At 39.7% G+C, this 24,926-nt stretch carries 22 protein-coding genes, 2 tRNA genes, 1 rRNA gene and 2 pseudogenes; 22 read left to right on the top strand and 5 right to left on the bottom strand.

The genetic code is table 11. From position 1 onward, the window contains the following. Positions 1-24 precede the first annotated feature (24 nt). The 12 genes from ACY10D_RS08150 to rrf all read left to right on the top strand — a co-directional run bounded on the left by ACY10D_RS08150 (position 25) and on the right by rrf (position 10,032). Entirely contained in the window at positions 25-942 is a 918-nt protein-coding gene (locus ACY10D_RS08150; protein ID WP_487000251.1) for a LysR family transcriptional regulator, read from the top strand. A 120-nt stretch (positions 943-1,062) separates the two neighbouring features. Further along, on the top strand, positions 1,063-1,968 hold the full coding sequence (locus tag ACY10D_RS08145; RefSeq protein WP_487000250.1) for a LysR family transcriptional regulator: 906 nt from the start codon (positions 1,063-1,065) through the stop codon (positions 1,966-1,968). Positions 1,969-2,263: 295 nt separating this feature from the next. Beyond that, the gene (gene cyoA, locus ACY10D_RS08140; RefSeq protein WP_487000287.1) at positions 2,264-3,130 is read left to right on the top strand and encodes a ubiquinol oxidase subunit II; all 867 of its coding nucleotides are present in this window, start codon (positions 2,264-2,266) and stop codon (positions 3,128-3,130) included. A 23-nt stretch (positions 3,131-3,153) separates the two neighbouring features. Next, entirely contained in the window at positions 3,154-5,187 is a 2,034-nt protein-coding gene (gene cyoB / locus ACY10D_RS08135; protein ID WP_487000249.1) for a cytochrome o ubiquinol oxidase subunit I, read from the top strand. Further along, complete coding sequence (gene cyoC, locus ACY10D_RS08130; protein ID WP_487000248.1) at positions 5,184-5,789, top strand: cytochrome o ubiquinol oxidase subunit III; 606 nt, start codon at positions 5,184-5,186, stop codon at positions 5,787-5,789. The genes cyoB and cyoC overlap by 4 nt, the downstream gene beginning before the upstream one ends. Position 5,790: 1 nt before the next feature. Continuing rightward, positions 5,791-6,129 carry a cytochrome o ubiquinol oxidase subunit IV gene (gene cyoD / locus ACY10D_RS08125; protein WP_487000247.1) on the top strand — a complete coding sequence of 113 codons (339 nt, stop codon included), beginning with the start codon at positions 5,791-5,793 and terminating at the stop codon, positions 6,127-6,129. Then, the gene (gene cyoE / locus ACY10D_RS08120) at positions 6,087-6,971 is read left to right on the top strand and encodes a heme o synthase (protein ID WP_487000246.1); all 885 of its coding nucleotides are present in this window, start codon (positions 6,087-6,089) and stop codon (positions 6,969-6,971) included. The genes cyoD and cyoE overlap by 43 nt, the downstream gene beginning before the upstream one ends. A 494-nt stretch (positions 6,972-7,465) precedes the next feature. Next, the gene (gene rpmH / locus ACY10D_RS08115; protein WP_100550565.1) at positions 7,466-7,600 is read left to right on the top strand and encodes a 50S ribosomal protein L34; all 135 of its coding nucleotides are present in this window, start codon (positions 7,466-7,468) and stop codon (positions 7,598-7,600) included. After that, a complete protein-coding gene (gene rnpA, locus ACY10D_RS08110) occupies positions 7,590-7,931 on the top strand; it encodes a ribonuclease P protein component (RefSeq protein ID WP_487000245.1) in 342 nt (113 codons plus the stop codon). The genes rpmH and rnpA overlap by 11 nt, the downstream gene beginning before the upstream one ends. After that, a complete protein-coding gene (gene yidD / locus ACY10D_RS08105) occupies positions 7,892-8,167 on the top strand; it encodes a membrane protein insertion efficiency factor YidD (protein ID WP_487000244.1) in 276 nt (91 codons plus the stop codon). Before rnpA ends, yidD begins: the two co-directional genes overlap by 40 nt. Before the next feature lie 14 nt (positions 8,168-8,181). Beyond that, the gene (yidC, locus tag ACY10D_RS08100) at positions 8,182-9,867 is read left to right on the top strand and encodes a membrane protein insertase YidC (protein WP_487000243.1); all 1,686 of its coding nucleotides are present in this window, start codon (positions 8,182-8,184) and stop codon (positions 9,865-9,867) included. Between the two features lie 50 nt (positions 9,868-9,917). Further along, positions 9,918-10,032: ribosomal RNA gene (rrf, locus tag ACY10D_RS08095) — 5S ribosomal RNA — on the top strand. A gap of 191 nt (positions 10,033-10,223) precedes the next feature. Here the strand turns inward: rrf and ACY10D_RS08090 are convergent. Next, positions 10,224-11,624: a peptide MFS transporter gene (locus ACY10D_RS08090; RefSeq protein ID WP_487000242.1), complete on the bottom strand. Its 1,401-nt coding sequence runs from the start codon at positions 11,622-11,624 to the stop codon at positions 10,224-10,226. Between the two features lie 358 nt (positions 11,625-11,982). Here ACY10D_RS08090 and ACY10D_RS08085 point away from each other — a divergent pair. From ACY10D_RS08085 to ACY10D_RS08040, 10 genes and pseudogenes are all read left to right on the top strand, one after another. After that, a tRNA-Met gene (locus ACY10D_RS08085) sits at positions 11,983-12,059 on the top strand. Between the two features lie 106 nt (positions 12,060-12,165). Further along, positions 12,166-12,630, top strand: coding sequence for a ribosome maturation factor RimP (gene rimP / locus ACY10D_RS08080; RefSeq protein WP_487000241.1), 465 nt, complete (start codon positions 12,166-12,168; stop codon positions 12,628-12,630). Between the two features lie 30 nt (positions 12,631-12,660). After that, positions 12,661-14,142 (top strand): transcription termination factor NusA, encoded by a 1,482-nt coding sequence (gene nusA / locus ACY10D_RS08075; protein WP_487000240.1) that lies wholly within the window; start codon positions 12,661-12,663, stop codon positions 14,140-14,142. A gap of 10 nt (positions 14,143-14,152) precedes the next feature. Further along, positions 14,153-14,380, top strand: a pseudogene (locus ACY10D_RS08070) (translation initiation factor IF-2 N-terminal domain-containing protein); the annotation flags it as partial. A gap of 708 nt (positions 14,381-15,088) precedes the next feature. Then, a pseudogene (gene infB / locus ACY10D_RS08065) lies at positions 15,089-16,900 on the top strand (translation initiation factor IF-2); the annotation flags it as partial. 2 nt (positions 16,901-16,902) lie between these two features. Further along, entirely contained in the window at positions 16,903-17,340 is a 438-nt protein-coding gene (gene rbfA / locus ACY10D_RS08060) for a 30S ribosome-binding factor RbfA (RefSeq protein ID WP_487000239.1), read from the top strand. Positions 17,341-17,422: 82 nt separating this feature from the next. Continuing rightward, a complete protein-coding gene (gene der, locus ACY10D_RS08055; RefSeq protein WP_487000238.1) occupies positions 17,423-18,862 on the top strand; it encodes a ribosome biogenesis GTPase Der in 1,440 nt (479 codons plus the stop codon). A gap of 7 nt (positions 18,863-18,869) precedes the next feature. Beyond that, positions 18,870-20,153, top strand: coding sequence for a UDP-N-acetylglucosamine 1-carboxyvinyltransferase (locus tag ACY10D_RS08050; RefSeq protein ID WP_487000237.1), 1,284 nt, complete (start codon positions 18,870-18,872; stop codon positions 20,151-20,153). A 2-nt stretch (positions 20,154-20,155) separates the two neighbouring features. Beyond that, entirely contained in the window at positions 20,156-20,992 is an 837-nt protein-coding gene (murB, locus tag ACY10D_RS08045; RefSeq protein WP_487000236.1) for a UDP-N-acetylmuramate dehydrogenase, read from the top strand. A gap of 68 nt (positions 20,993-21,060) precedes the next feature. Continuing rightward, complete coding sequence (locus ACY10D_RS08040; RefSeq protein ID WP_487000235.1) at positions 21,061-22,632, top strand: ATP-binding protein; 1,572 nt, start codon at positions 21,061-21,063, stop codon at positions 22,630-22,632. A 78-nt stretch (positions 22,633-22,710) separates the two neighbouring features. Here ACY10D_RS08040 and ACY10D_RS08035 read toward each other — a convergent pair. The 4 genes from ACY10D_RS08035 to ACY10D_RS08020 all read right to left on the bottom strand — a co-directional run bounded on the left by ACY10D_RS08035 (position 22,711) and on the right by ACY10D_RS08020 (position 24,828). Next, positions 22,711-22,785 (bottom strand) — tRNA-Gln (locus ACY10D_RS08035). A 35-nt stretch (positions 22,786-22,820) separates the two neighbouring features. Continuing rightward, positions 22,821-23,660 (bottom strand): 4-(cytidine 5'-diphospho)-2-C-methyl-D-erythritol kinase, encoded by an 840-nt coding sequence (gene ispE / locus ACY10D_RS08030; protein WP_487000286.1) that lies wholly within the window; start codon positions 23,658-23,660, stop codon positions 22,821-22,823. Then, entirely contained in the window at positions 23,639-24,283 is a 645-nt protein-coding gene (lolB, locus tag ACY10D_RS08025; RefSeq protein WP_487000234.1) for a lipoprotein insertase outer membrane protein LolB, read from the bottom strand. The genes ispE and lolB overlap by 22 nt, the downstream gene beginning before the upstream one ends. A 5-nt stretch (positions 24,284-24,288) precedes the next feature. Then, positions 24,289-24,828 (bottom strand): gamma carbonic anhydrase family protein, encoded by a 540-nt coding sequence (locus tag ACY10D_RS08020; protein ID WP_487000233.1) that lies wholly within the window; start codon positions 24,826-24,828, stop codon positions 24,289-24,291. Between the last annotated feature and the right edge of the window lie 98 nt (positions 24,829-24,926).

Below are 24,926 nucleotides of genomic sequence, written 5' to 3'. Positions count from 1 at the left end.
TAGGAATAAGATGTCAGGATGTCAATGTTAGATAAGATGATTAATAAAAGGTTAAGTTATCATCAGCTAAACAATATCAATCTTTTTATGCGCGCGGTCGAACTTAAGTCATTAACCAAGTTTGCAGAAAAGCTTGATGTATCAAAATCAACAGTTAGTAAAGCGATTAGATTATTGGAAGATGTGATTGAATTACCACTGTTTTCGCGCAGTCATAAAAACTTCAAACTAACCCCAGAGGGCGAGAATTTTTATCGTGAATGTATAAAGGTTGAACGTGAAATTTTAAATATATCTGCGCATATTAAAGATATGCAAACAGAGCCAGAGGGCGTGCTGACGATCAATATTGTTAGAAGCCTATTATGTCAGCACTTTCTAGACACGGTCACTACATTTCAAGAAACATGCTCGAAAATGCATGTTGATTTGATTATGGGAGGTAATAAGTTTACGGGTGATATTCATGGTGGCATTGATATTTATATTGCACCATATCAAGATAATCTACCGAATTATATTCAAAGAGAAGAAGTGCTAAGCACAGTCAGTATGCTGTGTGCTTCACCTGGTTATATTAAAAGCCATGGGGTGCCGCAAAGTTTAATGGATTTAGCAGATCATTATTTTATTATTCATAAGCAGAAAAACACACTCATTAAGTCAATCCCTGAGAAGCTTAAAAAAGAAAACATAGGTTTTCGCTCTCAGCTTGAGATCAATTCAACCAATGCGATTAAGGATTGTGTTATTGCGGGGCTTGGCATATCGGAGCTACCACAGTCGATTATTGAAAGCGAGTTAGAACAAGGACTTGTCGTACCAATTATGTCACAGTTAAATACGCATCATCAGTTATATGCATATTATGCGATATATAATGGCGTGACTCCGACCAAAGTAAGTCGTTTTTTAGACGTGTTACAGAAAGCAGATGCATAAATTCGTGGATTGAAACAAGCGTTTCTTAAAATTCCAATTATCAGGTTGTTTGTTGGCGGTATAATGATGAGCTGAGAGCGTTAAATTCAAATAGTTTTGATTGTCAGAGGGAGAAAGTAGGTGAGCATTGAAATTAAAAAAAGAAGTATATATAAAGATCTTTCCAATTTAGAGGCGTTTATGCAAGCCGTTGAAACGAAATCTTTTAGTCTGGCAGCTGAAGAGTTGCATTTGACTAAATCAGCCATCAGTAAATCCATTAAGCAGTTGGAAACTACCTTTGAGTTGCCTTTGTTTTTACGTAATGCGCGATATTTAGAATTAACGCCTGAAGGCAATGTGTTTTATCAACATTGCCTTAATCTCAAAGCAGCAATGCAGCGCACCCAATCGGTTATTAAGGCGATGCATAATGAACCAACAGGTAAGCTTAAATTATCGGTCAACCCATCATTAATGAAAAGCTTAGTTGTACCTATTATTGCCAAGTATCAACAGCTCTTTCCAAAAGTGGTATTAGAGGTGCTTTATCAAGAGGATGATGTTGATATGTATGCTAGCGAGATTGATATCGTCATTGGACGCAACTTGGAAGCGCCGGATGAAATCGTCTTGAAAAAAGCATTTGATTCTGATCATGTCTTGTGTGCCACACCCGAATATATCGCCAGACAAGGAGGTGCGCCACAAGTTATCGAGGATTTAAAGCGGTTTGCCTTTATTGGTCATATAAATAAACGTTCAATGCCAATACGCTTGGAATATCCAGAGTATATTAATCAATCATTGCAGATGGATTCGATACTCGCCATTAAGCAAGCTGTTTTAATGGGGATGGGCATTAGTCAAGTGCATGATTATGTTGTAAAAAAAGAGCTACAATCTGGTGAGCTTGTCCATGTTTTGCCAGAGATCAAAATGCCCAGACTATTATACGTGTATTATCAAAAACATAATTACACACAGCCTAAAGTTCAAAGAATGCTAGATTTAATTACACAAGAGTTGCAAGGAGGACAATCATAGAGTATATCTACTACTTTTGATTGATAATTACCCAGATGCCTGATGCAATAAGCACCTTTTCACCATAAACCCAATCATCCCAGTTTTAATTAGGAAAAAAATAGCTATACTATGCGCTAAGTTATTTTCCAATAACTTAGCTAGATATAAAGGAACTAAGGAAATCGATATGATCAAGTACTTGTACTTTTTTGTGTCCGCACTGAAAAGGATGGCTAAGCCATTGACTTTCTCAGATGTTGGAGGCAGGAAATCAAAGCGCAAAAAGCCTTTAGCTAAGCCATTTGTTGCATTGATGGTGTTACTGCCAGCAGTGTTACTTGGGGGGTGCTCCTCAGGTGTGTTAGATCCGCAGGGACCTATTGCACATCACGAGCTTAGACTATTGATATTTGCTGTTTTATTAATGTTAATCGTGGTGATCCCGGTGATTTTCTTGACGTTTTGGTTTGCATGGCGCTATCGCGACTCTGCAACTAAGTCAAAATATCGCCCTGAGTGGTCACACAGCACAGCACTTGAGATCGTCTGGTGGGCGATTCCATGTGTGATTATCTTGATTTTAGGGATTGTAACTTGGGTGACAACGCATTCACTTAACCCATACAAACCATTAGAGTCTGATAAGCCGCCTGTTGAGATTGAGGTGGTCGCATTAGACTGGAAATGGATGTTTATTTATCCGCAGTATGATATTGCAACAGTGAATAAGATTGTTATCCCTGTTGGTCATCCGATTAACTTTAGAATCACATCAGCAGCACCTATGAACTCGTTCTTTATTCCGCAACTAGGTGGGCAAATTTATGCAATGACTGGTATGATCACTAAGCTTCATTTATTGGCAAGTAACCCAGGTGAGTATCGTGGCTTCTCAGCTAACTACACAGGCGAAGGTTTTGCACATATGCAGTTCTACGCAGATGCTACATCTGAGGCTGACTTTAATAAATGGGTAAGTGAGGCTAAAACATCTAAGAAAGCCTTAACTTGGGACTTTTTCTGGGATCATTTGGCAAAACAATCAATTGATAACCCAGTGACATATTATGGTCAAGTCGATAAAAATTTATTTAATGACATTGTTATGTACTACATGATGCCAAACTACAAACCTGGCATGATGGGGCATATGCATCATATGTCAGAAATGAGCCATTAAGTGTGAATAAATAGGGAACGAATATGTTAGAAGCATTGATTGGAAGGTTGAGTGATCCACACACAGCTTTCCCGTATTTGTGGGAACCCGTAAGCCAACAGTTGATCATTCTTGGGATGTTTATCTTTATTGTTGTTGGTGGGTTGTTATTGGTAGGTGGTTTGACCTACTTCAAAAAATGGGGCTATTTATGGCGTGAATGGTTCACGACAGTAGACCATAAAAAAATCGGTATTATGTATATTATTGTCGCGCTGGTTATGCTGTTTCGTGGTTTTGTCGATGCGGCAATGATGCGTACACAGCAAGCCCTAGCATCAGGCGACAGTACTGGTTACTTGATTCCGCAGCATTTTGATCAGATCTTTACCGCTCACGGTGTGATTATGATTTTCTTTGTGGCAATGCCATTGATGTTTGGCTTGATGAATATTGCGATTCCATTGCAAATTGGCGCACGCGATGTCGCCTTTCCGTACCTTAATTCATTAAGCTTTTGGCTTTTTGTAGTTGGTGTGGTTTTGGTTAATATGTCGCTATTAATCGGTGATTTTGCCCATACAGGTTGGTTGGCTTATCCACCTTATTCGGAGACCGCTTTTAGCCCTGGGGTCGGGGTTGATTACTGGATATGGGCGCTGCAGATATCTGGTATAGGCTCCTTGATGACGGGTATTAACTTCTTTGTCACCATTATTAAAATGCGTTGTAAAGGCATGACATTAATGAAGATGCCGGTATTTACCTGGACGTCACTTTGTTCTGTTGTTTTGGTTATTGCTGCATTTCCAGTTTTAACGGTGACATTAGCATTGTTAACTTTAGATCGTTATATAGGTACAAATTTCTTTACTGTCAGTGGTGGCGGTGATCAAATGATGTATGTTAATTTGATCTGGATTTGGGGTCACCCTGAAGTTTATATTTTGATTCTGCCAGCCTTTGGTATTTTTTCAGAAGTTGTTTCTGTGTTCTCTAAAAAGAAGCTATTTGGTTATGCAACAATGGTTTGGGCTAGTATTGTTATTACGATTCTTGCATTCTCGGTATGGCTGCATCACTTCTTTACAATGGGCGCAGGCGCCAACGTGAATGCCTTCTTTGGTATTATGACGATGATTATCGCAATTCCAACAGGGGTGAAGATCTTCAACTGGCTGTTTACTATGTTCCGTGGACGTATTACCTTTACTACGCCAATGTATTGGTTAATGGGCTTTTTGGTCACATTCACTATCGGTGGTATGACCGGTGTATTATTGTCTGTGCCAGGCGTTGATTTCCAGATGCATAACAGTGTGTTTTTGATCGCGCATTTCCATAATGTGATCATTGGTGGTGTGGTATTTGGTTACTTTGCCGGACTGATCTATTGGTTTCCTAAGATGTTTGGCTTTAAGCTTAACGAGCGCTTAGGTAAATGGTCATTTTGGTTCTGGATTGTCGGCTTCTTTGTTGCCTTTATGCCGCTTTATTACTTAGGTGCTATTGGCATGACCCGCCGCTTATATCATTATGATGCGTCAACTGGCTTCCAACCATGGTTAATTGTGGCTTGGGTTGGTTCAATGTTGATTGCTATTGGTGTATTGTTGCAAATCATTCAAATTATTGTAAGTATCAAAGATCGTCATAAAAACCGTGATTTAACAGGCGATCCTTGGGATGGACGTACACTAGAGTGGGCAACAGCGTCGTCTCCTGCACCTTTTTATAACTTTGCGCATGATCCTGTAGTTGATTCATTGGATGGCTTTTGGGAGCACAAGAAAAAAGGGCTAAATATTGAAAATCGCCCAGTTGCGGAGAAGCGCCCATATGAAGATATTCATATGCCAAGAAACACAGGAGTTGCTTTTGTGATTGGCGCATTTGCTTTAGCCTTTGGATTTGCTGCTGTTTGGCATATCTGGTGGTTAGCAGGTGTTGGTTTGCTAGGTATTCTTGCTTCCGTGATTTCACGTTCATTCAATTACGACATTGATTATTATGTGAAAGCCAAAGAAGTTGAAGAAACTGAAGCTGAAATTGAAAAAATGAAGAAGGTGGGCGCATGAGTACTACAGCAGTAGAAAGCCATCACGGTGAACATCACCACCATTATGATGGTTCCAAAAGCGTATTTGGTTTTTGGATTTATATTATGAGTGACTGCGTATTATTTGCGACATTGTTCGCAGTATATGCAGTATTCCATACCCATACATTTGGCGGTCCTAGTGCTAAAGAATTGTTTAGCTTGCCATTTGTATTTGTTGAGACCATGTTACTTTTAATGAGTAGCTTTACCTTTGGTTTGGCAATGTTGTCGCGCAATTCAGGTAATATTAAGCTTATTACAGGTTGGTTATGGGTGACCTTTATCTTAGGATTAGGTTTCATCATCATGGAAGTCTATGAATTCCATCACCTATATATGGAAGGTCACACTTGGGCGCAAAGTGCATTTTTATCCTCGTTCTTTACCTTGGTGGGAACGCATGGATTGCATGTAAGCATTGGTTTAATCTGGATTGTGAGTATGATTTTTCAAATCCGTAAGCATGGTATCACGCCAATGAGCAAAACAAAGCTAACGTACTTAGGTTTGTTCTGGCACTTTTTGGATATCGTGTGGATTTTCGTATTCTCAGTTGTCTACTTAATGGGAGCAATCTAATATGTCAGGCGAACATTTATACGATCATGAAACAGGTGCGGCATATGGCACATACAAAACTTATATCACTGGTTTTGTATTATCGATCATTATCACCGTTATTGCTTTTAGCTTAGTTGGATTTAAAGTCTTTCCTCCAGTTGGACTGTATATCTCTGTCGCAATTTTGGCACTTATCCAGTTGTATGTGCAGTTAGTATTTTTCTTGCATTTAAGTACAGACTCAAAATCGCGCTGGAATATGATCAGCTTCATATTTGCAGTGATTGTTGTATTAATTCTAGTTATCGGTACGTTATGGATTATGTTCAATCTTTACAGCATGATGATGGTCATGTAACGTTAATGAAACTCATTAAACTTATCAAACCCGGAATTATTTTCGGTAATATCGTTACCTTGTGCGGTGGATTTTTTGTTGCGGTACAAGGTAATTTTTCTTCGATTGTTTTTTTAAGTGCGCTCATTGGTATGGCATTTGTCATCGCTTGTGGTTGTGTTTTGAATAACTATATTGATCGAGATATTGACCAGTTGATGAAGCGCACACAAAAGCGTCCGTCAGCTTGTGGATTAGTATCGCTACGTTTTGCTTTAAGTTATGCGTTTATCTTAGGCATTATTGGTTTTGTTGCCTTATATCTTGGAACAAATACTTTAACTGTCATTATTGCGGCTATTGGCTTATTTGCCTATGTTGTGGCTTATACATTATGGTTTAAGCGAAGCTCAATCTTTGGTACGGTTGTTGGCGCTATTTCTGGTGCTGTACCGCCAGTCATTGGCTATACCGCGGTGACCAATCGATTTGATGAAGTCGCATTGACGTTGTTTATTATCTTAGTCTGTTGGCAAATGCCGCATTTCTTTGCTATTGCTATTTATCGCAAAGATGATTATGCCGCAGCAAATATTCCGGTGTTGCCACTTAAACGTAGCATGCTGTACACCCAGATTAATGCACTTATTTTTGTTGTATTATATGTTATTGCTACGTTAATGTTAGCAGTGGTTGCACATGTCCATTTGTTGTATTTAGCTGTTGCCTTTATCTTAGGAATCGCATGGATTGCATTGAGTATTAAAGGATTTAATGCTGAAGATAAGGCACATTGGGCGCGCAAGATGTTTATATTCTCTATTGTCAGTATTACATTACTTAGTATATTTATGGCGGTGTAGGGCGATTCATGAATTGCCCCTACGGGTAAATTATAATACTCCCCATATTTTGGACCACAGTTGGAGACACAAAAAGAGTCTCAAAAAATGTTAAACTGTGTGCCAAGTCAGGAGGTAAAAATCCCATTTTTATTGCAAAGTGGTCTAGACAATGGGGAGTACTTTATTTTGCATCTATTAACTCTCGGATCTTTTACAGACTCAAAATGTGTGAAAATTGATGGAGTTATTGTGTTTTCTGTCATTGTCGGACTTTATTTTCAGAATCTTTCACAAAATTCACAAAAAATCAATAACTTTTAAATGCGATTGCCCTGAATAACTGAAGGATAGCTATCGACAGCGCCTATATTTTGCGCTAGAATGCGCGGTTGAAATTGCTAGGGCATTTTAATTGACCGAAATTTATTTTTGGCGTAGAATCGGCGCCTTGCATGAATGTGGCAGATTTGCAGTAAATTTTATAAATACAAATACAAACTGAGGATAGTACGATGAAAAGAACGTTTCAACCTAGTAACTTAAAAAGAAAAAGAACGCACGGTTTCCGCGCACGCATGAAGACGCTAAGTGGTCAGAAAGTGATTCGTAACAGACGTGCTAAGGGCAGACATAAGCTTGCAGCTTAATAGCTTAGCCAAAGAATTTATCTTAGATGCCAAGGGTTTTTCACTTGGCTTTTCTCGTATCTGTCAAAAGGTTCATACCAAACACTTTTCTTATTTGATTGCTAAAGGTGAAGATCTGCACTCAGGTATCGGTGTTATCACGGGCAAAAAAAAAGTTAAAATAGCCGTGCAACGTAATCTATGTCGCCGCTTAAATAAAGAGATGTTTCGCCAGCATAAGGCGTTGTTTGAAAAGACGATGTTGATCGTTGTTACAAATCACAATGCCGCACGCGCGACAAAGGAGGAATTGTGGCACTCTATCAACGAATTTCTTGCAAAATACGCGTAATTGTTGCGTTTCCTTTTATTGTTCTCATTCGCTTTTATCAAATAGCAATTAGCCCATATCTTGGGCCTCGTTGTCGTTTCTATCCGACTTGTTCACAATATGCGCTAGAAGCAATTAAATTGCATGGTTTAGTGTTTGGGCTTTGGCTAATGACAAAAAGACTGCTAAAATGCCACCCAGCTTGCAAAGGCGGTTACGATCCAGTGCCAACGAAAGAAAAGGTTAAAAAAGGGTAAAAAGGTTAAGTATAATGAAGTCAAACTACGTGAGAATATTCTTGATCGCGCTTATTGTCGTGATTTTTATGTCGTTGATGGCGCGCTGGGAGGAGATGTATGCGCCTAAGCAGCCAGCGAAAGTTGATACGCCAGCACAAACAACAGCAGTGCAAAAAGATAATAAAGATGTTAGTGCGAGTAACGCGGCTGAGCAAAGTGTCAGGACGGATGTCACTAAGCAAAACTTTACTAAGACAGACCTAAAGCCTATCACATTAAATACAGCAGTGTTTAGTGATTTGCAAATTAGCCCATTAAATGGTGCGATTATTAATGCTGCATTGAAAGATTATAACGTGAGCTTAACGGATAAAAGCCCGATGCCGATGTTAAATAATACAGCGGGTAGCAAATACATTGCGCAAAGTATTATTTACATTAACGGTCAGCCACAAAGTATTGTTTTTGGTCAAGCGCATACAGCTAAGAAAGATGATCAAACGATCGTGACTTTGAAGGCAAGTGTTCAAGGCTTAGATGTTACACGTCAGTATATTATTAACGATACCACCTATGAAATCACACTTAAGCAAAGTGTTAAAAACACGACTAAAGCACCATTAAGCGTTAGTTTTGACAATGAAATTACGCGTCAAGTGAAGCCTGAGAGTCATAGCTTTAGTATTTTAGATGCGCATTCGTACTCTTTCCAAGGTGTTGGTTTGTCTTCATCACAACGTACATTCCAAAAAGAATCATTTGCTGATTTAGCTAAATCCAGTGAAAAAGTGGATGTCTCGACCAATAAAGGTTGGGCAGCGATGATTCAGCATTATTTTGTGAGCCTTTGGGTGCCAAATAATCCAGGCACAAGCTTTAGCGTTTATGCCAATAAACTTGCCGATAATACTTATCAATCAGGGGTTAAAACACAGCCTGTTGTATTAAATGCTGATCAAAGCGTTGAAAACATCAATATCCTTTATACAGGTCCTACGATTACCAAGAATCTTGAAGCGATTGTTAAAGACTTTGGTACCAATAAGCCAGATGGTTTAGATAAGCTCGTAGATTATGGTATGTTGTCATTTATTTCAGTGATCATCTTTTGGTTGATGACGATTATTCATGGCGTTGTTGCTAACTGGGGACTATCCATTATATTGGTCACTGTGTTAATTAAATTATTGTTTTACCCATTGTCTGCCAAAAGCTATAAGTCAATGGCAAAAATGCGTATGTTGCAACCGCGCATGAAGAAGCTGCAAGAGCTTTACAAGGGTGACCGCCAGAAGCTTGGGCGTAAGATGATGGAGATGTACAAAGAAGAAAAGGTCAATCCAGCCAGTGGTTGTTTACCAATCTTGATTCAGATTCCTGTATTTATCGCGCTTTACTGGGTGTTATTGGAAAGTGTGCAATTGCGTCAAGCGCCATTTATCTTCTGGATTCATGACTTGGCATCAAAAGATCCGTATTTTATCCTACCGATCTTGATGGGTATCTCGATGTTTGTGCAGCAAAAAATTAGCCCAACATCAGCCGATCCAACACAAGCAAAAATCATGATGTTGATGCCAGTGATTTTCACAGTGTTCTTTGCATCATTCCCATCAGGCTTAGTATTGTACTGGTTGACAAATAACGTGATCAGTATTGCGCAACAGTGGTATATCACTAAGAAATATACGGCGATTTACAAAGCAAAACGCGCTTAATCAAAAAAAACTTCTAGACATTTATCTCAAAATATATAAAATGCCATTCGTCTGACGATAATAGCAAGTTGGCACCACCTGATTCCATTCCGAACTCAGAAGTGAAACAGCTTAGCGCTGATGATAGTGTGGCATTCGCCATGTGAAAGTAAGACATCGTCAGGCATCTCAAAAATTCCCCAGTTTTTATATAGTATATTATTCCATTACTATTTCCCTGCAGATTGAACCATCTGATTGGTGCTTATTATAAGCGGTGCGAATTGTATTGATTAATGTTTGCAGCTATTGATTGTTTTCTTATAACTGCAGAACCTTTCTAGAGAAGCGTTAATAAAAAAACAAAGATGAAGCTCCTATATCTTATAAATACGTTTTAATAATGGTGATAAGATCAGGACGATAATGCCGACAGCTAAAGCAACAAGTGCTAAATGATAAAATACATTGAAATAAGCAGCAGCTTGTTCGGTGCCATTGCCGCCAACATCGGTAAATGTTGCAATATAGCTAGCAAAGTAGTTACTAAAAGATGACTTAATACCCCATACACCGAATAATACCGCAACGACATCAACCGGTGAGACTTTGCTGATTGCGGCAAGTCCGGTTGGGCTGCAAGCCAACTCGCCCATGGTAATCAGTAGATAGCTACCAACAATCCATAGCAATGAAATAGGTGAGCCTTGCATTGCTTCATAAGCGCCGAGTGTTAAAACACCCATTGCCGCACTTGTTAGTAAAATTCCGCTACCCATTTTGGCAAATACGGTTGGGTTCCACTTTGACCAAAGTGCAGCAAAGAAAGGAGCAAGTACAATAATGAAAAATGGATTTAAAGACATCGTGCTCGCTGATGAGATTTCAAAGCCAAATAAATTAAGATCAACTAAGCGCTCAGTAAAGAGTAAGACGCTCGTGGCTTTTTGTTCAAAAAGAGCAAAGAAGATCATAATGATAAACGACATTTTGACAACCGCTAAAATCGCCAGAATATATTCTTTACCACCTTTGATTGCCTTGTAGAGTAAATATAAGCCAACGAAGCCTGCTACGATATACAGTAGTGTTGAAGTGTCTGTTGGGTGAGCAATAAAGTAAGTAAAGATAATTACGGACAGCAATGCGCCAACAATGGCTAAAATACGCGTTAGTTTAGAAGCGCTAAATTGATCTTTAGGTAATACACCTTTCTTTTGACCTAATAAAAAAACAACTAATCCCAATGCCATCCCAACAGCAGCAGCACCAAAGCCAACATGCCAACCAAAATATTTTGCGAGCATCGGTACTAAAAGAACAGCAAAGAATGAGCCAAAGTTTACTGCCATATAAAACAAAGTGTAGCCTGCATCGCGACGCTTATCACCTTTATCATATAATCGGCCGATGCTTGCTGCCATTGATGACTTAAAGAATCCAGTTCCAGCTACAACAAAGGCAAGACCAACAAAGAAGCTTGCTTCAACAGTCAATAGTAAGTGTCCGATTACAATTAGTACACAACCATATTTAACGCTCGTTGTATGACCAAGGTAAGCATCTGAGATATAGCCACCAATTACAGGTGCCATATAGACAAAGGCGACGTACGCACCATAAGTTAAATATGCGTCGGTATCACTCATGCCCCAATATTCACTGGTTAGATATAAAATAAGTAGTGCGCGCATTCCGTAATAGCTAAAGCGCTCCCATACCTCAACGCCAAATAGGTACCATAAGCCGTGTGGTTGATTTGCTGTTAGTGTTTTCAAGTATATCTCTCCTCTTTTAGAACCAATTCAGAGTGTAAGGAAAATTTACTGTAAAAGCATGTTTTTTGTTTTGTGTGTTTATTATTCTAGTCAAAATATTTTTCAAGTGATTAAAAAATTGACTATGACCATGTTCCTATCCACTTTTATTGTGTAAGCGTTGGTTGAGCATAAGTCAAAGCCTCTATGAAGTGTTGTTTTTCCAAGCTTACCCACCTCGACTAATGCTCAGTGGATCGCTTTGACTTAAGCTCAGGGTGCGGTGAGCACTTGTGAGTGAATATTTAGCCTTAGCCAGAAAATTTTAAACTTAAGTCTTGCAATTTAAAAAAGATTTGCTAATATGTCCCACAGTTGACGCGGGGTGGAGCAGCCTGGTAGCTCGTCGGGCTCATAACCCGAAGGTCGTTGGTTCGAATCCAGCCCCCGCTACCAACCTAAAAAGATTTTGAGAAATTTCGGGCCCTTATGGGCCTTTTTGTTTTGTAGATAAAAAGGACTCATAGTAGTCCTTTTTTTATACCCCAAGGAGTGTGTTGGAATGTTGGTTGATCAGTTAGAAGCGCTTATTGCGCCAGAAGTAGAGAGCCTTGGATTTATTTTATGGGGGATTGAAATGGATGCATATTCTGCAGATACCGGCAGCATGACCTTACGCATTTTTATCGATCATGAAGAAGGCATTTCAATTGATGACTGTCAAGAAGTCAGTCGTGCTGTGGGTGCAATTTTAGATGTTGAAGACCCAATCAGTGGCGCTTATGCATTGGAAGTATCTTCCCCAGGGGTGAATCGTCGTGTGTTTAATGCGCTACAGGCAAAAGCCTTGGAGGGTTTTGAGGTTAAAGTGCAATTGCATCAAGCAACAGAGGATAATCGTCGTCGTTTTAAAGGTGTGATTATCTCAGTAGACAATGATGAAGTAGTTGTTAAAACAGAAGAAGACGAAGAAATTCGCTTTGATTTTCACAATGTTGACAAAATGCGCGTTGTGCCAAAGTTTTAATCTTTAATAATGTGGATATAGGTGAAAGTTATGAGTAAAGAGTTACTACTGGTTATTGAAACCGTTGCCAATGAGAAGGAAGTCTCAAGAGATTTACTTTTTTCAGCCATGGAAGAAGCCTTGGCGATGGCAACTAAAAAGCGCTTTGAAGAAGAGGCTGAAATTGTCGTTAAGATTGATCGCAAAACGGGTGATTATGAAACATATCGTCAATGGCAAATCGTTGATGAAGATCATGAGATTGAGAATTACGCGGCTGAGTTATATGTTGATGTCGCTCAAGAGAAAGGGCATAACGTCGTCGTTGGTGATGTGCTGATGGAACCCGTTGAGTCAGTTGAGTTTGGACGAATTGCCGCGATGACCGCCAAGCAAATCATCATGCAAAAAGTGCGTGATGAAGAGCGTCGTTTAATGGTGGCAAAGTTCCGCGATAAAGTTGGCAAGATTGTTTATGGCGAAGTTAAGCGCACTACGCGTGATTTCCTTATTATTGATTTAGGTGAAGATGCTGAGGGTGTGTTGCCTAGAAAAGAGCTATTACCTAAAGAGAATTATCGTTTAAATGATAAATTACGCGCTTGTATCTTACGTATCGATGATGATGGTAAGGGACCGCAAATTATTTTGTCACGTGCTAACAAGAAAATGTTGCATGCCTTGTTGATTCTTGAGGTGCCTGAAGTTGCTGAAGAGTTGATGGATATCGTTAGCATTGCGCGTGATCCAGGTTCTCGCGCTAAAGTGGCTGTGAAGTCAAATGATAAGCGTATTGACCCTGTTGGCGCATGCGTTGGGATGCGTGGCTCACGTATTCAAGCGATCACTAATGAATTACAAGGTGAGCGTGTTGATATCGTATTATGGGATGATAATCCAGCGCAATTTGTAATGAATTCATTGGCGCCAGCTGAGGTGACGTCTATCGTGCAAGATGAAGACAGGCAAGCAATGCAGGTGGCTGTTAAAGAAGATCAATTATCACAAGCAATTGGTAAAAGTGGGCAAAATGTGCGTTTGGCAACTGCTTTAACTGGTTGGCATATTAATGTTATCTCAAGTACCGTTGCTGAGAAAGCGCAGCAAGAAGAGGAAGAGAAAAATATACAGCTGTTTATGGAGGCCTTGGATATTGATCAAGATATTGCTGAAGTATTGATCGAAGAAGGTTTTACCAGTCTTGAAGAAGTCGCTTACGTGGCGCGTGAAGAAATGCTTGAGATTGAAGGTTTTGACAATGAGATCTGTGAAGAGCTACAAGAGCGGGCTAAAACAGCGCTTATTTCACAAGCTCTAGCTGGAAACAAGCCGGCGGAAGACTTGCTGAATATGGAAGGAATGACGGCTGAGTGGGCTGAGACATTAGCGCAAAAAGATGTGATTACAATGGAAGATTTGGCTGAATTGGCCGTTGATGATTTACGCGAAATTATTTCGATCTCTGAAGATGAGGCGGCAGCTTTGATTATGACTGCGCGCGCGCCTTGGTTTGAAGAGGATAACGAGAAGTAGGAGAAATGTGATGGCAGAGATGACAGTGGCGCAACTAGCCAAACTAATTAAAATTAATGAAAGTGTACTACTTGAGAAGTTTGCACAATCAGGTGTGCATAAGAAAAGCATCAATGACTTAGTGACTGATGCCGAAAAAAACCAGCTTCTTAGTTTTATCCAAAGCGGCTCAACGGAGAAGAAATCATCAGTTACTTTGCAAAGAAAGACAACAAAACAGTTGAAAGTCGCTGGAAATCGCAAGGTTAATATTGAGGTGCGCAAAAAGAAGACGCTTGTTGCACCGGCGCTTGATGTTGCTGAAGAGCAGGTTAAGGATGACACACAGGTTGCCAAAGAGCATGAGCCGGTTGGTGTTGAACAGGTTAATGATGAGGTTCATAGTGAATCAGCAATTGAATCAGAGACGACACAAAACGCGGTTATAGCAAACGATGATGTGATAGAAGAAGTAATAACATCTGGGCAACCTCAAGCAGATCAAGAGGTAGAAGCAGTTACTGTTGATAATGTGTCTTCAGAAATAAAAGAAGTGAAAGAAGCTAAAACGCAAACTGGCAAGTCTATTCCTAAACCTAAAAAATTAGCGAAGCCAGCAAAAGCTGAAAAGAAGTCAACAACTGATGACGTAGTAGATCAAACAGCTGATAGTGGTTTTATGATTACTGAAAAATCTGCTGAAAAACCAAAAAATAATGGCTTTAAAATCACGTCAAGACCTGAGATTGTTGAAGATAAAGTAATAGACGATAACTCGGTTAATGAAGCAAAAACCACACATAAGAAAACGCTTGACAAAATAAAGCGTAGAACAAGTGAAGATGATAATAATGACTCACGCAAAGGTGCAAAAAAATCAAAATCAGCGTCAGCAAAGAAAGGTTCACGTGGACTGTATGATGATGAAGATGGTTATGGTTTTTCGCGTAAACCTTCTAAGCCTAAGAAATTGCAGTTAAACAAAGTCAAAACACAGCAATTTACTAAGCCAGTTGAAAAGGTCATGAAGCAAGTAGTGATCTTTGAAGGCATTACGGTCAATGAGTTAGCGCAAAAAATGGCAGTAAAAGCAGCTGAACTTATCAAGGTGCTATTTAAAATGGGTGTGATGGCAACGATTAATCAGCCATTAGATCAAGAAACAGCGATTTTGATTGTTGAAGAGTTAGGCCATGAATACACATTGCATCGTGATGAAACATTAGAGGAGACTGTGGTTGTTGATTCTTCAAGTCAAGAAGTGATGCCGCGTGCGCCAGTCGTGACAATTATGGGGCACGTTGATCATGGTAAAACCTCCCTCTTGGATTATATTCGTAAAACACGTATCGCTGTAGGTGAAGCTGGTGGTATTACACAGCATATTGGTGCTTATTCGGTAACAACACAAAAAGGTCAGATTACATTCTTGGATACGCCTGGACATGAAGCATTTACTGCAATGCGAGCTCGAGGTGCTGGAAGTACTGATATTGTGATTTTGGTGGTAGCTGCTGATGATGGTGTGATGCCGCAGACGAAAGAGGCAATTCAACACGCACGTGCTGCTGGCGTGCCGATTGTCGTTGCAGTGAATAAGATGGATAAACCTGAAGCCGATCCAGATCGTGTTAAAACTGAGCTTTCACAGCTTGATGTGATTTCTGAGGAATGGGGTGGAGATATAATGTTTGCTCACGTTTCAGCGAAATCAGGATTAGGTATTGATGCATTATTAGATGCTGTGTTATTGCAGGCTGAAGTATTAGAGCTTCAAGCGGTTAATAAAGGCTTAGCAAAAGGTGTTGTCATTGAATCACGCTTAGATAAAGGGCGTGGCGCTGTTGCATCCGTGTTGGTGCAAAGTGGTGAATTAAGCCAAGGTGATATCGTATTATGCGGTACGGAATATGGACGTGTTCGTGTGATGATGAGTGATCTTGGGCAAAAAATTAACACGGCAGGTCCATCAACACCTGTTGAGATTTTAGGTCTTTCGGGTGTGCCAAATGCCGGTGATGAGATGGTTGCGGTTAAAGATGAAAAAACAGCGCGCGAAGTCGCTGAATATAGATCGCAAAAGAAAAAAGATGAGCGTTTGAAGCAGCAACAAGCCAGTAAGCTATCAAGCTTATTTGATCGCATGGGTGAGTCCACAGGTGAGCGTCAAACTTTAAATGTCATTGTTAAAGCGGATGTTCAAGGCTCAGTTGAAGCGATTCGCGAATCACTGGTTAAGCTTAGTAATGATGAGATTAAGGTTGATGTGATTGCTTCAGGTATTGGTGGAATCACTATTTCTGATGTGTCATTGGCGGTTGCTTCTCAAGCAGTGCTTTTTGGCTTTAACGTTCGTGCGGATGCGACGGCCAGAAAACAAGCTGAAGCTGATGGTATTGAGTTGCGTTATTACAGCATTATTTATGATTTAATAGATGATGTGAAACAAGCGATGTCGGGGATGTTGTCGCCTGAGTTGAGAGAGCAAATCATTGGTGTTGCTGAAGTGCGTGATGTCTTTAGATCATCGAAGTTTGGTTCGATTGCTGGTTGTATGGTCATTGATGGTGTGATTAAACGTCACAACCCGATTCGCGTATTGCGTGATCAAGTGGTGATTTATGAAGGCTCTTTAGAGTCATTAAAGCGCTTTAAAGATGATGCCGTTGAAGTCAAAAAAGGCATAGAATGCGGTATTGGTGTTAAGAACTATAATGACGTTAAAGTTGGTGACCAGATCGAAGTCTTTGAAACGGTTGAAATCAAGAGAGAAATATAATTATGGCAAGTAATTCACGCGTTGAGCGTGTTGGTGATGAGATTCAAAAGATCATTGTTGCATTGCTAGCAACCAAAGTGCGTGACCCGCGCTTGCAATGGGTTTCCATTACCGGCGTTGAGGTCTCCAAAGATTTATCTTATGCCAAGGTGTTTTTCTCATCATTAAGCACGGAAACGCATCCATCACAGGTAGTGAAAGCTTTGGATTCAGCCAAAGGGTTTTTCCGTACAGCGCTTGCCAAAGAGCTGCGTTTACGTATCGCTCCGGCTTTGCGCTTTTTCTATGATGAGTCGCTAGCTTATGGTAATAAAATGAATTCATTAATTGAGAAAGCTCGTCAGGAAGACGAGAAGTTTATTCAACAGGAAGAAAATCAAAATGAGAATAATGATCACAAGGATGATGGTCATGATGAGCCGCGTGAAAGGTTGCGTTGATCGCGTATCAGCATTTGTTCTTTAGACCTAAATAAGCTATAGTGCCAAGCAGAAATATCAAGAGTACTTAAGTTCTAGAATTATGGTTCCTGTCATTGCTATAGTCGGTCGTCCGAATGTCGGTAAATCGACACTCTTTAATGCTTTAACACGCACGCGTGATGCGTTGGTTTATGATATGCCGGGGGTGACGCGTGATCGCCAGTATGGTCAAGCGGAATTTGAAGAGCAACCTTTTATTGTCATTGATACCGGTGGCTTATCCGATAATGATGTCGGTGTTGATGGATCAATGGCGGATCAATCTGTGCTTGCCATTGAAGAGGCAGATCTTGTTTATTTCGTTGTTGATGCACAAGCTGGGTTAACAGCGGGAGATCTGTATATTGCTGAGCTTCTGCGTACACGTGGTAAGCCTTCTGTATTAGTGATTAATAAAACCGATGGTATGCAGGAAGAGGTTGCCTCAGCTGATTTTTACTCACTGGGTTTTGACGCATTATTTCCCATTGCCGCGAGCCACCGCCGTGGTGTCAGTAACTTATTATCAGACACTTTATTACCTTTGTGTGATAAAGCAATTAAAGACTCTGAACATGCTGAAGGTGAAGCCAATAAGCGTGGTATTCGCTTTGCTTTAATAGGTCGTCCGAATGTTGGTAAATCAACACTAACCAATCGTATGTTAGGTGAAGATCGAGTGGTTGTCTATGATATGCCGGGTACCACGATTGACAGTGTTTATATTTCTTTTTCACGTAATGAGGAAGATTACACCATTATTGATACTGCCGGAATTCGCCGTAAGGGTAAGGTCAGAGAAACATTAGAGAAGTTCTCGGTGGTTAAAACGCTTCAAGCGATCAAAGATGCCAATGTCGTAATTGTGTTAATCGATGCTAAAGAAGGGTTAACTGATCAAGATATGCATTTGATGGGTTTTGCCTTAAATGCAGGGCGGGCGATGGTTATTGCGGTTAATAAATGGGATGGCATGAGTGTGTCAGATAGAGAAAATCTCAAAGAAGAGATTAATCGTCGCTTAGTATTTTTAAAAGATTATGTTGATATTCATTTTATATCGGCTTTGCATGGTACCAATGTTGGGCATTTGTTTGCATCATTGAAAAATGCCTATAGAAGTGCCACGAAAAAAATATCAACACCAGAGTTGACCCAAGTCTTAAAAATGGCGACGCAAGATCATGTGCCACCGATGTCGGGTAAATCAAGAATCAAACTAAAGTATGCGCATATGGGTGGGCATAATCCGCCAATTATCGTGATTCATGGCAATCAGGTAAATAATTTGCCTGCGTCATATAAACGCTATTTAGAGAAATTTTTCCGTGAGGTTTTTAATCTTGTGGGTACGCCGATTAGTTTTGAGTTTAAGCAGTCGGTTAATCCATATGAACCAACAAAACAAAAAAAATCAACACCATTGCAACGTTATAGGGATAAGCAGACGCAGAAGGAGAAAATGCAGAAAAAACGTGCGTTAAAGCAACACAAAGATTAGTTATTTTATGCAGTTAAAAGTCAGTAAACGTCACCATCTTCAAGATGTTAATATTAAACTATCAGGTGCTAAGAATGCTTTGTTACACTTGCTGTTTGCGAGTTTGCTAACTGAAGAAGCAACGACGTTTGATAATGTGCCATCCAGTTTGCGTGACTACCATGCTGTTTGTGATATCTTGCAGGCAATTGGTGGTAAGGTTGATAGAAAGGAGGGTGTGGCAATTATTATTGCTCCACAAAAAGTCAATAAAATAGAGCTCTCTAGTAATTACACGCGTCGCACACGAACATCATTGATGCTGCTTGGTGCTTTGGCTAAGAAAGTTAGTGTATTGAAAATTGGCTATCCTGGTGGATGCTCTTTTAGCGAGCAAAGACCCTTTGATATTCATCTATTAGGTTTTGAAGCATTGGGGGCAAAGGTTACACATGATGAATATCATATTGTGATTGAGCATCAAGCGGATAAATCAGTTGAGCACACACTGCGTTATCCATCGGTGGGCGCAAGTATCAACTTGATGCTATACGCTGCAACAGGAACTGCTCAGGTGAAGCTTAATAACATTGCTTTAGAGCCGGAAGTGATTGAAGTTGCAAGTTTTCTCAATTATGCCGGTGCTAAGATTAAAATTGATCACAGTGCGCGCATTATGCAGATTGACGGTGTGGAGAAGCTCTCTGGTGTGACTTTCCGTGTAATGTACGATCGTATTCAGACGATGACCTATGCGGCTTTAGCTTATTTGCATGGTTTAAATGTCTGTGTTGAAGGGGTTGACACCAAAGAGTATATTGCAAAACCGCTGGATGTTTTAAAACAAATGGGGGCGAAATGGCAGTTTGATGCTGAGCGTAGTCGTATTTGTTTTTATGGTAAAAAGAGCGTATTAACACCGGTGAACATCACGGCAATGCCTTATCCGGAATTTCCAACGGATCTGCAACCGATTTTCGCGGTGATGTGCGCTAAAGCTGATGGTGTATCTGAGATTACTGATACCGTTTATCCTGAGCGCATCAAGTATGTTGATGAGCTTAAAAAGCTGAATTTTCCGATAGATTACCAAGACAATATGATCAAAGTATTAGGCGGTATTATTGAGCCTTTGCATGCGACAAGTATGAAAAGCTATGATTTAAGAGCGGGAATGGCAGTCGTGATGGGTGCATCGTTATCCGACCAGGTGTGTACGATTACGTCAGCTGAGCAGATTTTTCGCGGCTATGAGAATCTACTGGAGAACCTTACCCACTTTATGCACATCAGCATTGATAAAGAAGAGTGACTATGTTTTCATTAAAGCCTTATAATACTTACCATATCGAGAGCTTTGCCAAGCATGTATATTTTCCGCAATCGATAGATGAAATCATTGAAATATACAAGCGCCATACAAGGGTGATTATCTTGGGTAATGGCAGTAATATCATTTTGACGCAAAGTGTGTATGAGGATGTCGCATTTATCGTGATTAAGGATCAGTTTAAAAAGATCTTTCATGTGAAAGAGGGTATTTATGCTGAAGCTGGCGTGTTGTTAAAAGAGCTCTCCTTATACGCTTATGAGCATGGTTTAAGTGGTGTTGAGACATTTTTTGATGTGCCAGCAAGCATTGGTGGAGCGATGATTATGAATACTGGCGCTTATGGCGATGAAATTTATGATCATGTGCGCTATGTTGATATTTTGGATCGTGAGAGCTTTACACAACAGCGGATTGATAAAGCGGATATCGATTATGGTTATCGCTATTCGATGTTTAAAACAGGCGCTGTGATTGTTCTTGGGGCATGTTTTGATTTATCGGCAAAACCGCAGATAGAAATTAAAGATAAAATGGATAATATCCTGTCGCAGCGCCAAGCAAAGCTACCCCCTGAGCCAAGTGCAGGAAGTGTGTTTAAACGCCCTAACTATCATATTACTGTTGGTGAGATGGTTGAAAAGATTGGCTTAAAAGGTTTTCAAATTGGTGGCGCGCAGATATCACCTAAGCACGGTGGCGTGATTATCAATACCGGTAATGCTACAGGGCAACAGATACTTCAATTAGTCGAGCATATTAAACAGGAAGTGTTAATGCATTATCAAGTGCAGCTGGAGTTAGAGCAGATCTTGGTTTAACGTGCTATGTAATAACCCATAATTTCGTTATACTTTACGTTAAATTTGCATTGATGAGAAAATTAGCTATGGATAATCTCCAGCATCTGCCACTGGGTTACTCCAGTTTACAGGAAATCATAAAGCACAATGCAGCTTATGTAGACAAAACACATTTGTTAACGAAGCTTGTGAATGAGGGCAAATATTATTTTCTTTCTCGACCAAGACGCTTTGGTAAAACCTTAACCGTTGATACATTAAAACAGCTTTTTTTAGGCAATCAAAAACTCTTTAAAGGAACCTATGCAGAAAAGCATTGGGATTGGGGAGCGCAATTTCCAGTCATTCACTTTAGTTTTGGTGGATCAAAAGGTTTTGAAAGTCAAAAAGCACTGCTTGATATTATTGAAAACACACTTGAAGAACATGCTAAAGCGCATGATATTACCTTGCCGCAACGTGAGTTTGGCGTGCAGTTTCATGCATTAATTCGAGCGTTGAAGTTAAAGTATAATCAACATGTTGTGGTGCTGGTTGATGAGTATGATAAACCAATTTTAGATGTGATTAATCAAACTGATGAGGCGATAGTTAATAGAGAAATTTTAAAAGGTTTATATAGTGTCATCAAAGATAATGATGCCTATTTGCAGTTTGTATTTGTCACAGGCGTGACAAAATTTTCAAAAGTCAGTTTGTTTTCAGGGCTTAATAACCTTGATGATATTGGTTTTATGCCACAATATGCAGAGATTTGTGGCTACACGCAAGCTGAGCTTGAGGTTTATTTTAAGGACTATTTGCAAGGGGTTGATAAGGTTAAATTAAAGCAGTGGTATAATGGTTTTAACTTCTCGGGGAATCCGGATCACAGTGTATATAATCCCTATGATATTTTATTGTTCTTTCGTCACAATAAAGAGTTTGATAACTATTGGTTTAGAACAGGTACGCCAAGCTTCTTAATTAAACTGTTAAAGCAAGGGCAGTATAATGTACCGAGCTTTGAGCATTGTTTGGTGAGTAAGGATATGTTGAACAATATTGATATTAATGATTTGCCATTAGAAACAGTATTGTTTCAAACAGGCTATCTTACCATTAAAGAAAAAGCATATATTGGCACACAGTTAGCTTTTGTATTAACGTATCCTAATATGGAGGTCAAAGCTGCATTAAATGCCGAAATATCGAGAATTGGTGTTGAGAGTTATCATAATAATCGCAATAAGAATAATCTTTATCAGGCATTGCTAAAGGATGATTGGGTGTTTTTTGAGTCATGCATTAAGTCGCTTTTTTCTGCTATTCCGCATGATTGGTATAGGAATAATCCAATTCAGAATTATGAGGGGCATTATTGTGCTGTGATCTATAGTTATTTCACGGCGTTAGGCATGCAAACAGCGGCAGAGAATGCAACTTCTATGGGGAAAATAGACATGTCAATTATTGTGCCTGACAATAAGGTTATTTTATTTGAGTTTAAAGTAAGTCATGGCAACAATGTCGCAAAAGCAGCGCTGCAGCAAATAATTGACAGAGATTATAAGCAGAAATTTTTAAGTCTCAATTTGCCTATCTATGAAATCGGTATTTCCTTTGATCAAGACACGCGTAGCATTAACGGATTTGAACTTAATAGATCAGAGTCATAATGATAATGATGCTTTAATAAAACAAAATGGATAATGCTTGGGGTTTCTTATTGTATCTTGAAAAAATATGATATTTTATGGCTGGGCTGGCAGGATTCGAACCTGCGCATGACGGGATCAAAACCCGTTGCCTTACCGCTTGGCGACAGCCCAATATTGATCGTGAAAACCGCTTAGTTAAGGGGTTGTCATCGCTCGACAGGTGCAAAGTTTAATGTTTTCACTATCCAACTGTCAACATCTTTTTCTAACTTTTTCTGATTTTGTAAAAGCTGATTGTAATTCGTGCTAAGGAGGTAAAAGCACGCCCCTGATCCAGTTAATCTTAGCGCTTGTGCATTGGGCAGTTTTTGTAAATTTTGCCATACCTTTGGGTAAAGCTCTTGAATGACTTCAAGAAAGACATTGTCATGCGCTAGTGGGTTAGTGATTTCTCGATGATTTAATAGCGATTTGTTCTTATTTAATAAGGGATGGTTAAATAATTCCTGAGTGCTGGCATGAAAGTCAGGCTTAATAATCAGTGCATATTGTTCGATATAAGCTTTAGGCGTTAGTATCTCACCAATCCCCTCTGCCCAAGCTGCTTGTTGCAGTAAAAATATCGGTACATCGGCACCAAGATTTCGACCAATATTGTGTAATCGCTCATTAGAAAGATGACACTGCCATAATGTGTTAAGGGTAATCAGCGTGGTTGCTGCATTGCTACTGCCGCCACCTAGACCAGCCCCCATTGGAATATTTTTATCAATATGAATATCGATGCCAGTATGCGCTTTAGCAAAAGGCTTTAAAGCAAGTGCTGCTTTGTAGATTAGGTTATCTTCCTTTTGGCTAATGTTAACGTTGCTAGATAGATTGACTTGATGGTCTTCTGTAAATGAAAAATGCAGAAAATCTTTAAGATCAATAAACTGAAACCAAGTTTGTAGATTATGATAGCCATCATCGCGCTTGCTTGTGATATGCAGAAAAAGGTTGATCTTGGCATAAGAGGGATAAGTTACGGGTTTAAAAGCCATGATTTAATCACGAGGGTAATTTTTAAATCGTCACCATAACGAAATATGATTTTCTCAGCAAGTGGATATTGCGTGTCATACAGCATATAGTCTTTATATTGGATTTGCCAACCTTGCTGCTTTAGGTTTTGCACTAGACCAAAGTTGTTAAGCGTTTTGCGATAAGGCACTTGTGGTATATATAAACCACGCGCCCAATAATATAAGCCTTCAATCGGTAAACTCCAACCAAGTTGTGATTGCATAAGCGCTTCAAGACTTTGTGATTTAATCACGTCACCATTGCTACGCTTAAGTTCTACTTGATGATCGTCACCTGAGAAAGTTGTAGCACCTATGCCTAATGGTCCATAAATCTGAATCCAGAAATCTTGTTTGTTTTGCTTCCAAATGAAATTAGCAGACTCTGCTTTGTGGTTGATGATAATGCCAATCACACCAGATGCTTGCCATTGGGTTAGTTTCTGTAGGTTTTGCTGATAACTCTGCCATTGTGTTTGTGGTGAGGTCGTTGGCATAAGAGGTGCTTTAGGTGTGCTTATTGTGGTACAACCTGTTATTAATAAAAGAAAGAAGGTAATCAAAGGATATAAAGAGATAGTAGGGGTAATATGTTTTTTAAACATGGGCTTTAGACCCCAAGCTCTTTTTTATGTATTTGCATGACGTCAGCATAGTTTTGGGCATTGGCTTTAATATAAGCTTTCTCGCTATCTTTTAATGAGCGAGACTGGGCCGCAGGTGAACCAATATATAAAAAACCTGATTGAAGACGTTTTCCTGGTGGCACCAGAGAGCCCGCGCCAACAATGACATCATCTTCGATAATCGCGCCATCCAAAATAATCGCGCCCATGCCGATAAGCACTCGATTGCCAATATGGCAGCCATGGATAACCGCACTGTGCCCAATGGTGACCTCGTCACCTATGCGTGTATCGTAACCTGTACCGGGGTTGTCAAGAAATTGTGTGGTATGCAAAATCGAGTTATCTTGAATGTTGGTTTTATAACCGACGGTGATATTTAAGAGATCACCGCGAATGCTAACATTAGGCCACACAGAGCACATCTTGCCAATAGAGACATCGCCGGTGATGGTTGCCATTGGGTCAATAAATGCCTCTTTAGCAATACTTGGTGTTTTGCCATTAAATGAACGAACGGGCATGGTAATAGTCTTTTGTTTTAATTGAATAAAAGGCAATATATACCCAACACAAACCATTTTCCAGAGTTTCTTGCTTCGCCTTTTGCGTGATTTTATCA

The sequence above is a fragment of the Cysteiniphilum sp. genome, from assembly GCF_057495195.1.
The sequence above is the reverse complement of the archived record's forward strand: the minus strand, read 5'-3'. Positions and strand labels throughout refer to the sequence as shown.

Excerpts from the sequence above, each read along its gene's own strand:
- ACY10D_RS08020 (WP_487000233.1), bottom strand. The coding sequence starts at position 24,828 with ATGCCCGTTCGTTCATTTAATGGCAAAACACCAAGTATTGCTAAAGAG.
- ACY10D_RS08150 (WP_487000251.1), top strand. The coding sequence starts at position 25 with ATGTTAGATAAGATGATTAATAAAAGGTTAAGTTATCATCAGCTAAAC.
- murB (WP_487000236.1), top strand. The coding sequence starts at position 20,156 with ATGTTTTCATTAAAGCCTTATAATACTTACCATATCGAGAGCTTTGCC.
- cyoB (WP_487000249.1), top strand. The coding sequence starts at position 3,154 with ATGTTAGAAGCATTGATTGGAAGGTTGAGTGATCCACACACAGCTTTC.
- nusA (WP_487000240.1), top strand. The coding sequence starts at position 12,661 with ATGAGTAAAGAGTTACTACTGGTTATTGAAACCGTTGCCAATGAGAAG.
- der (WP_487000238.1), top strand. The coding sequence starts at position 17,423 with ATGGTTCCTGTCATTGCTATAGTCGGTCGTCCGAATGTCGGTAAATCG.
- yidC (WP_487000243.1), top strand. The coding sequence starts at position 8,182 with ATGAAGTCAAACTACGTGAGAATATTCTTGATCGCGCTTATTGTCGTG.
- cyoC (WP_487000248.1), top strand. The coding sequence starts at position 5,184 with ATGAGTACTACAGCAGTAGAAAGCCATCACGGTGAACATCACCACCAT.
- ACY10D_RS08040 (WP_487000235.1), top strand. The coding sequence starts at position 21,061 with ATGGATAATCTCCAGCATCTGCCACTGGGTTACTCCAGTTTACAGGAA.
- rpmH (WP_100550565.1), top strand. The coding sequence starts at position 7,466 with ATGAAAAGAACGTTTCAACCTAGTAACTTAAAAAGAAAAAGAACGCAC.
- cyoD (WP_487000247.1), top strand. The coding sequence starts at position 5,791 with ATGTCAGGCGAACATTTATACGATCATGAAACAGGTGCGGCATATGGC.
- rimP (WP_487000241.1), top strand. The coding sequence starts at position 12,166 with ATGTTGGTTGATCAGTTAGAAGCGCTTATTGCGCCAGAAGTAGAGAGC.
- rbfA (WP_487000239.1), top strand. The coding sequence starts at position 16,903 with ATGGCAAGTAATTCACGCGTTGAGCGTGTTGGTGATGAGATTCAAAAG.
- ACY10D_RS08050 (WP_487000237.1), top strand. The coding sequence starts at position 18,870 with ATGCAGTTAAAAGTCAGTAAACGTCACCATCTTCAAGATGTTAATATT.
- lolB (WP_487000234.1), bottom strand. The coding sequence starts at position 24,283 with ATGTTTAAAAAACATATTACCCCTACTATCTCTTTATATCCTTTGATT.
- cyoA (WP_487000287.1), top strand. The coding sequence starts at position 2,264 with ATGGTGTTACTGCCAGCAGTGTTACTTGGGGGGTGCTCCTCAGGTGTG.
- cyoE (WP_487000246.1), top strand. The coding sequence starts at position 6,087 with ATGGATTATGTTCAATCTTTACAGCATGATGATGGTCATGTAACGTTA.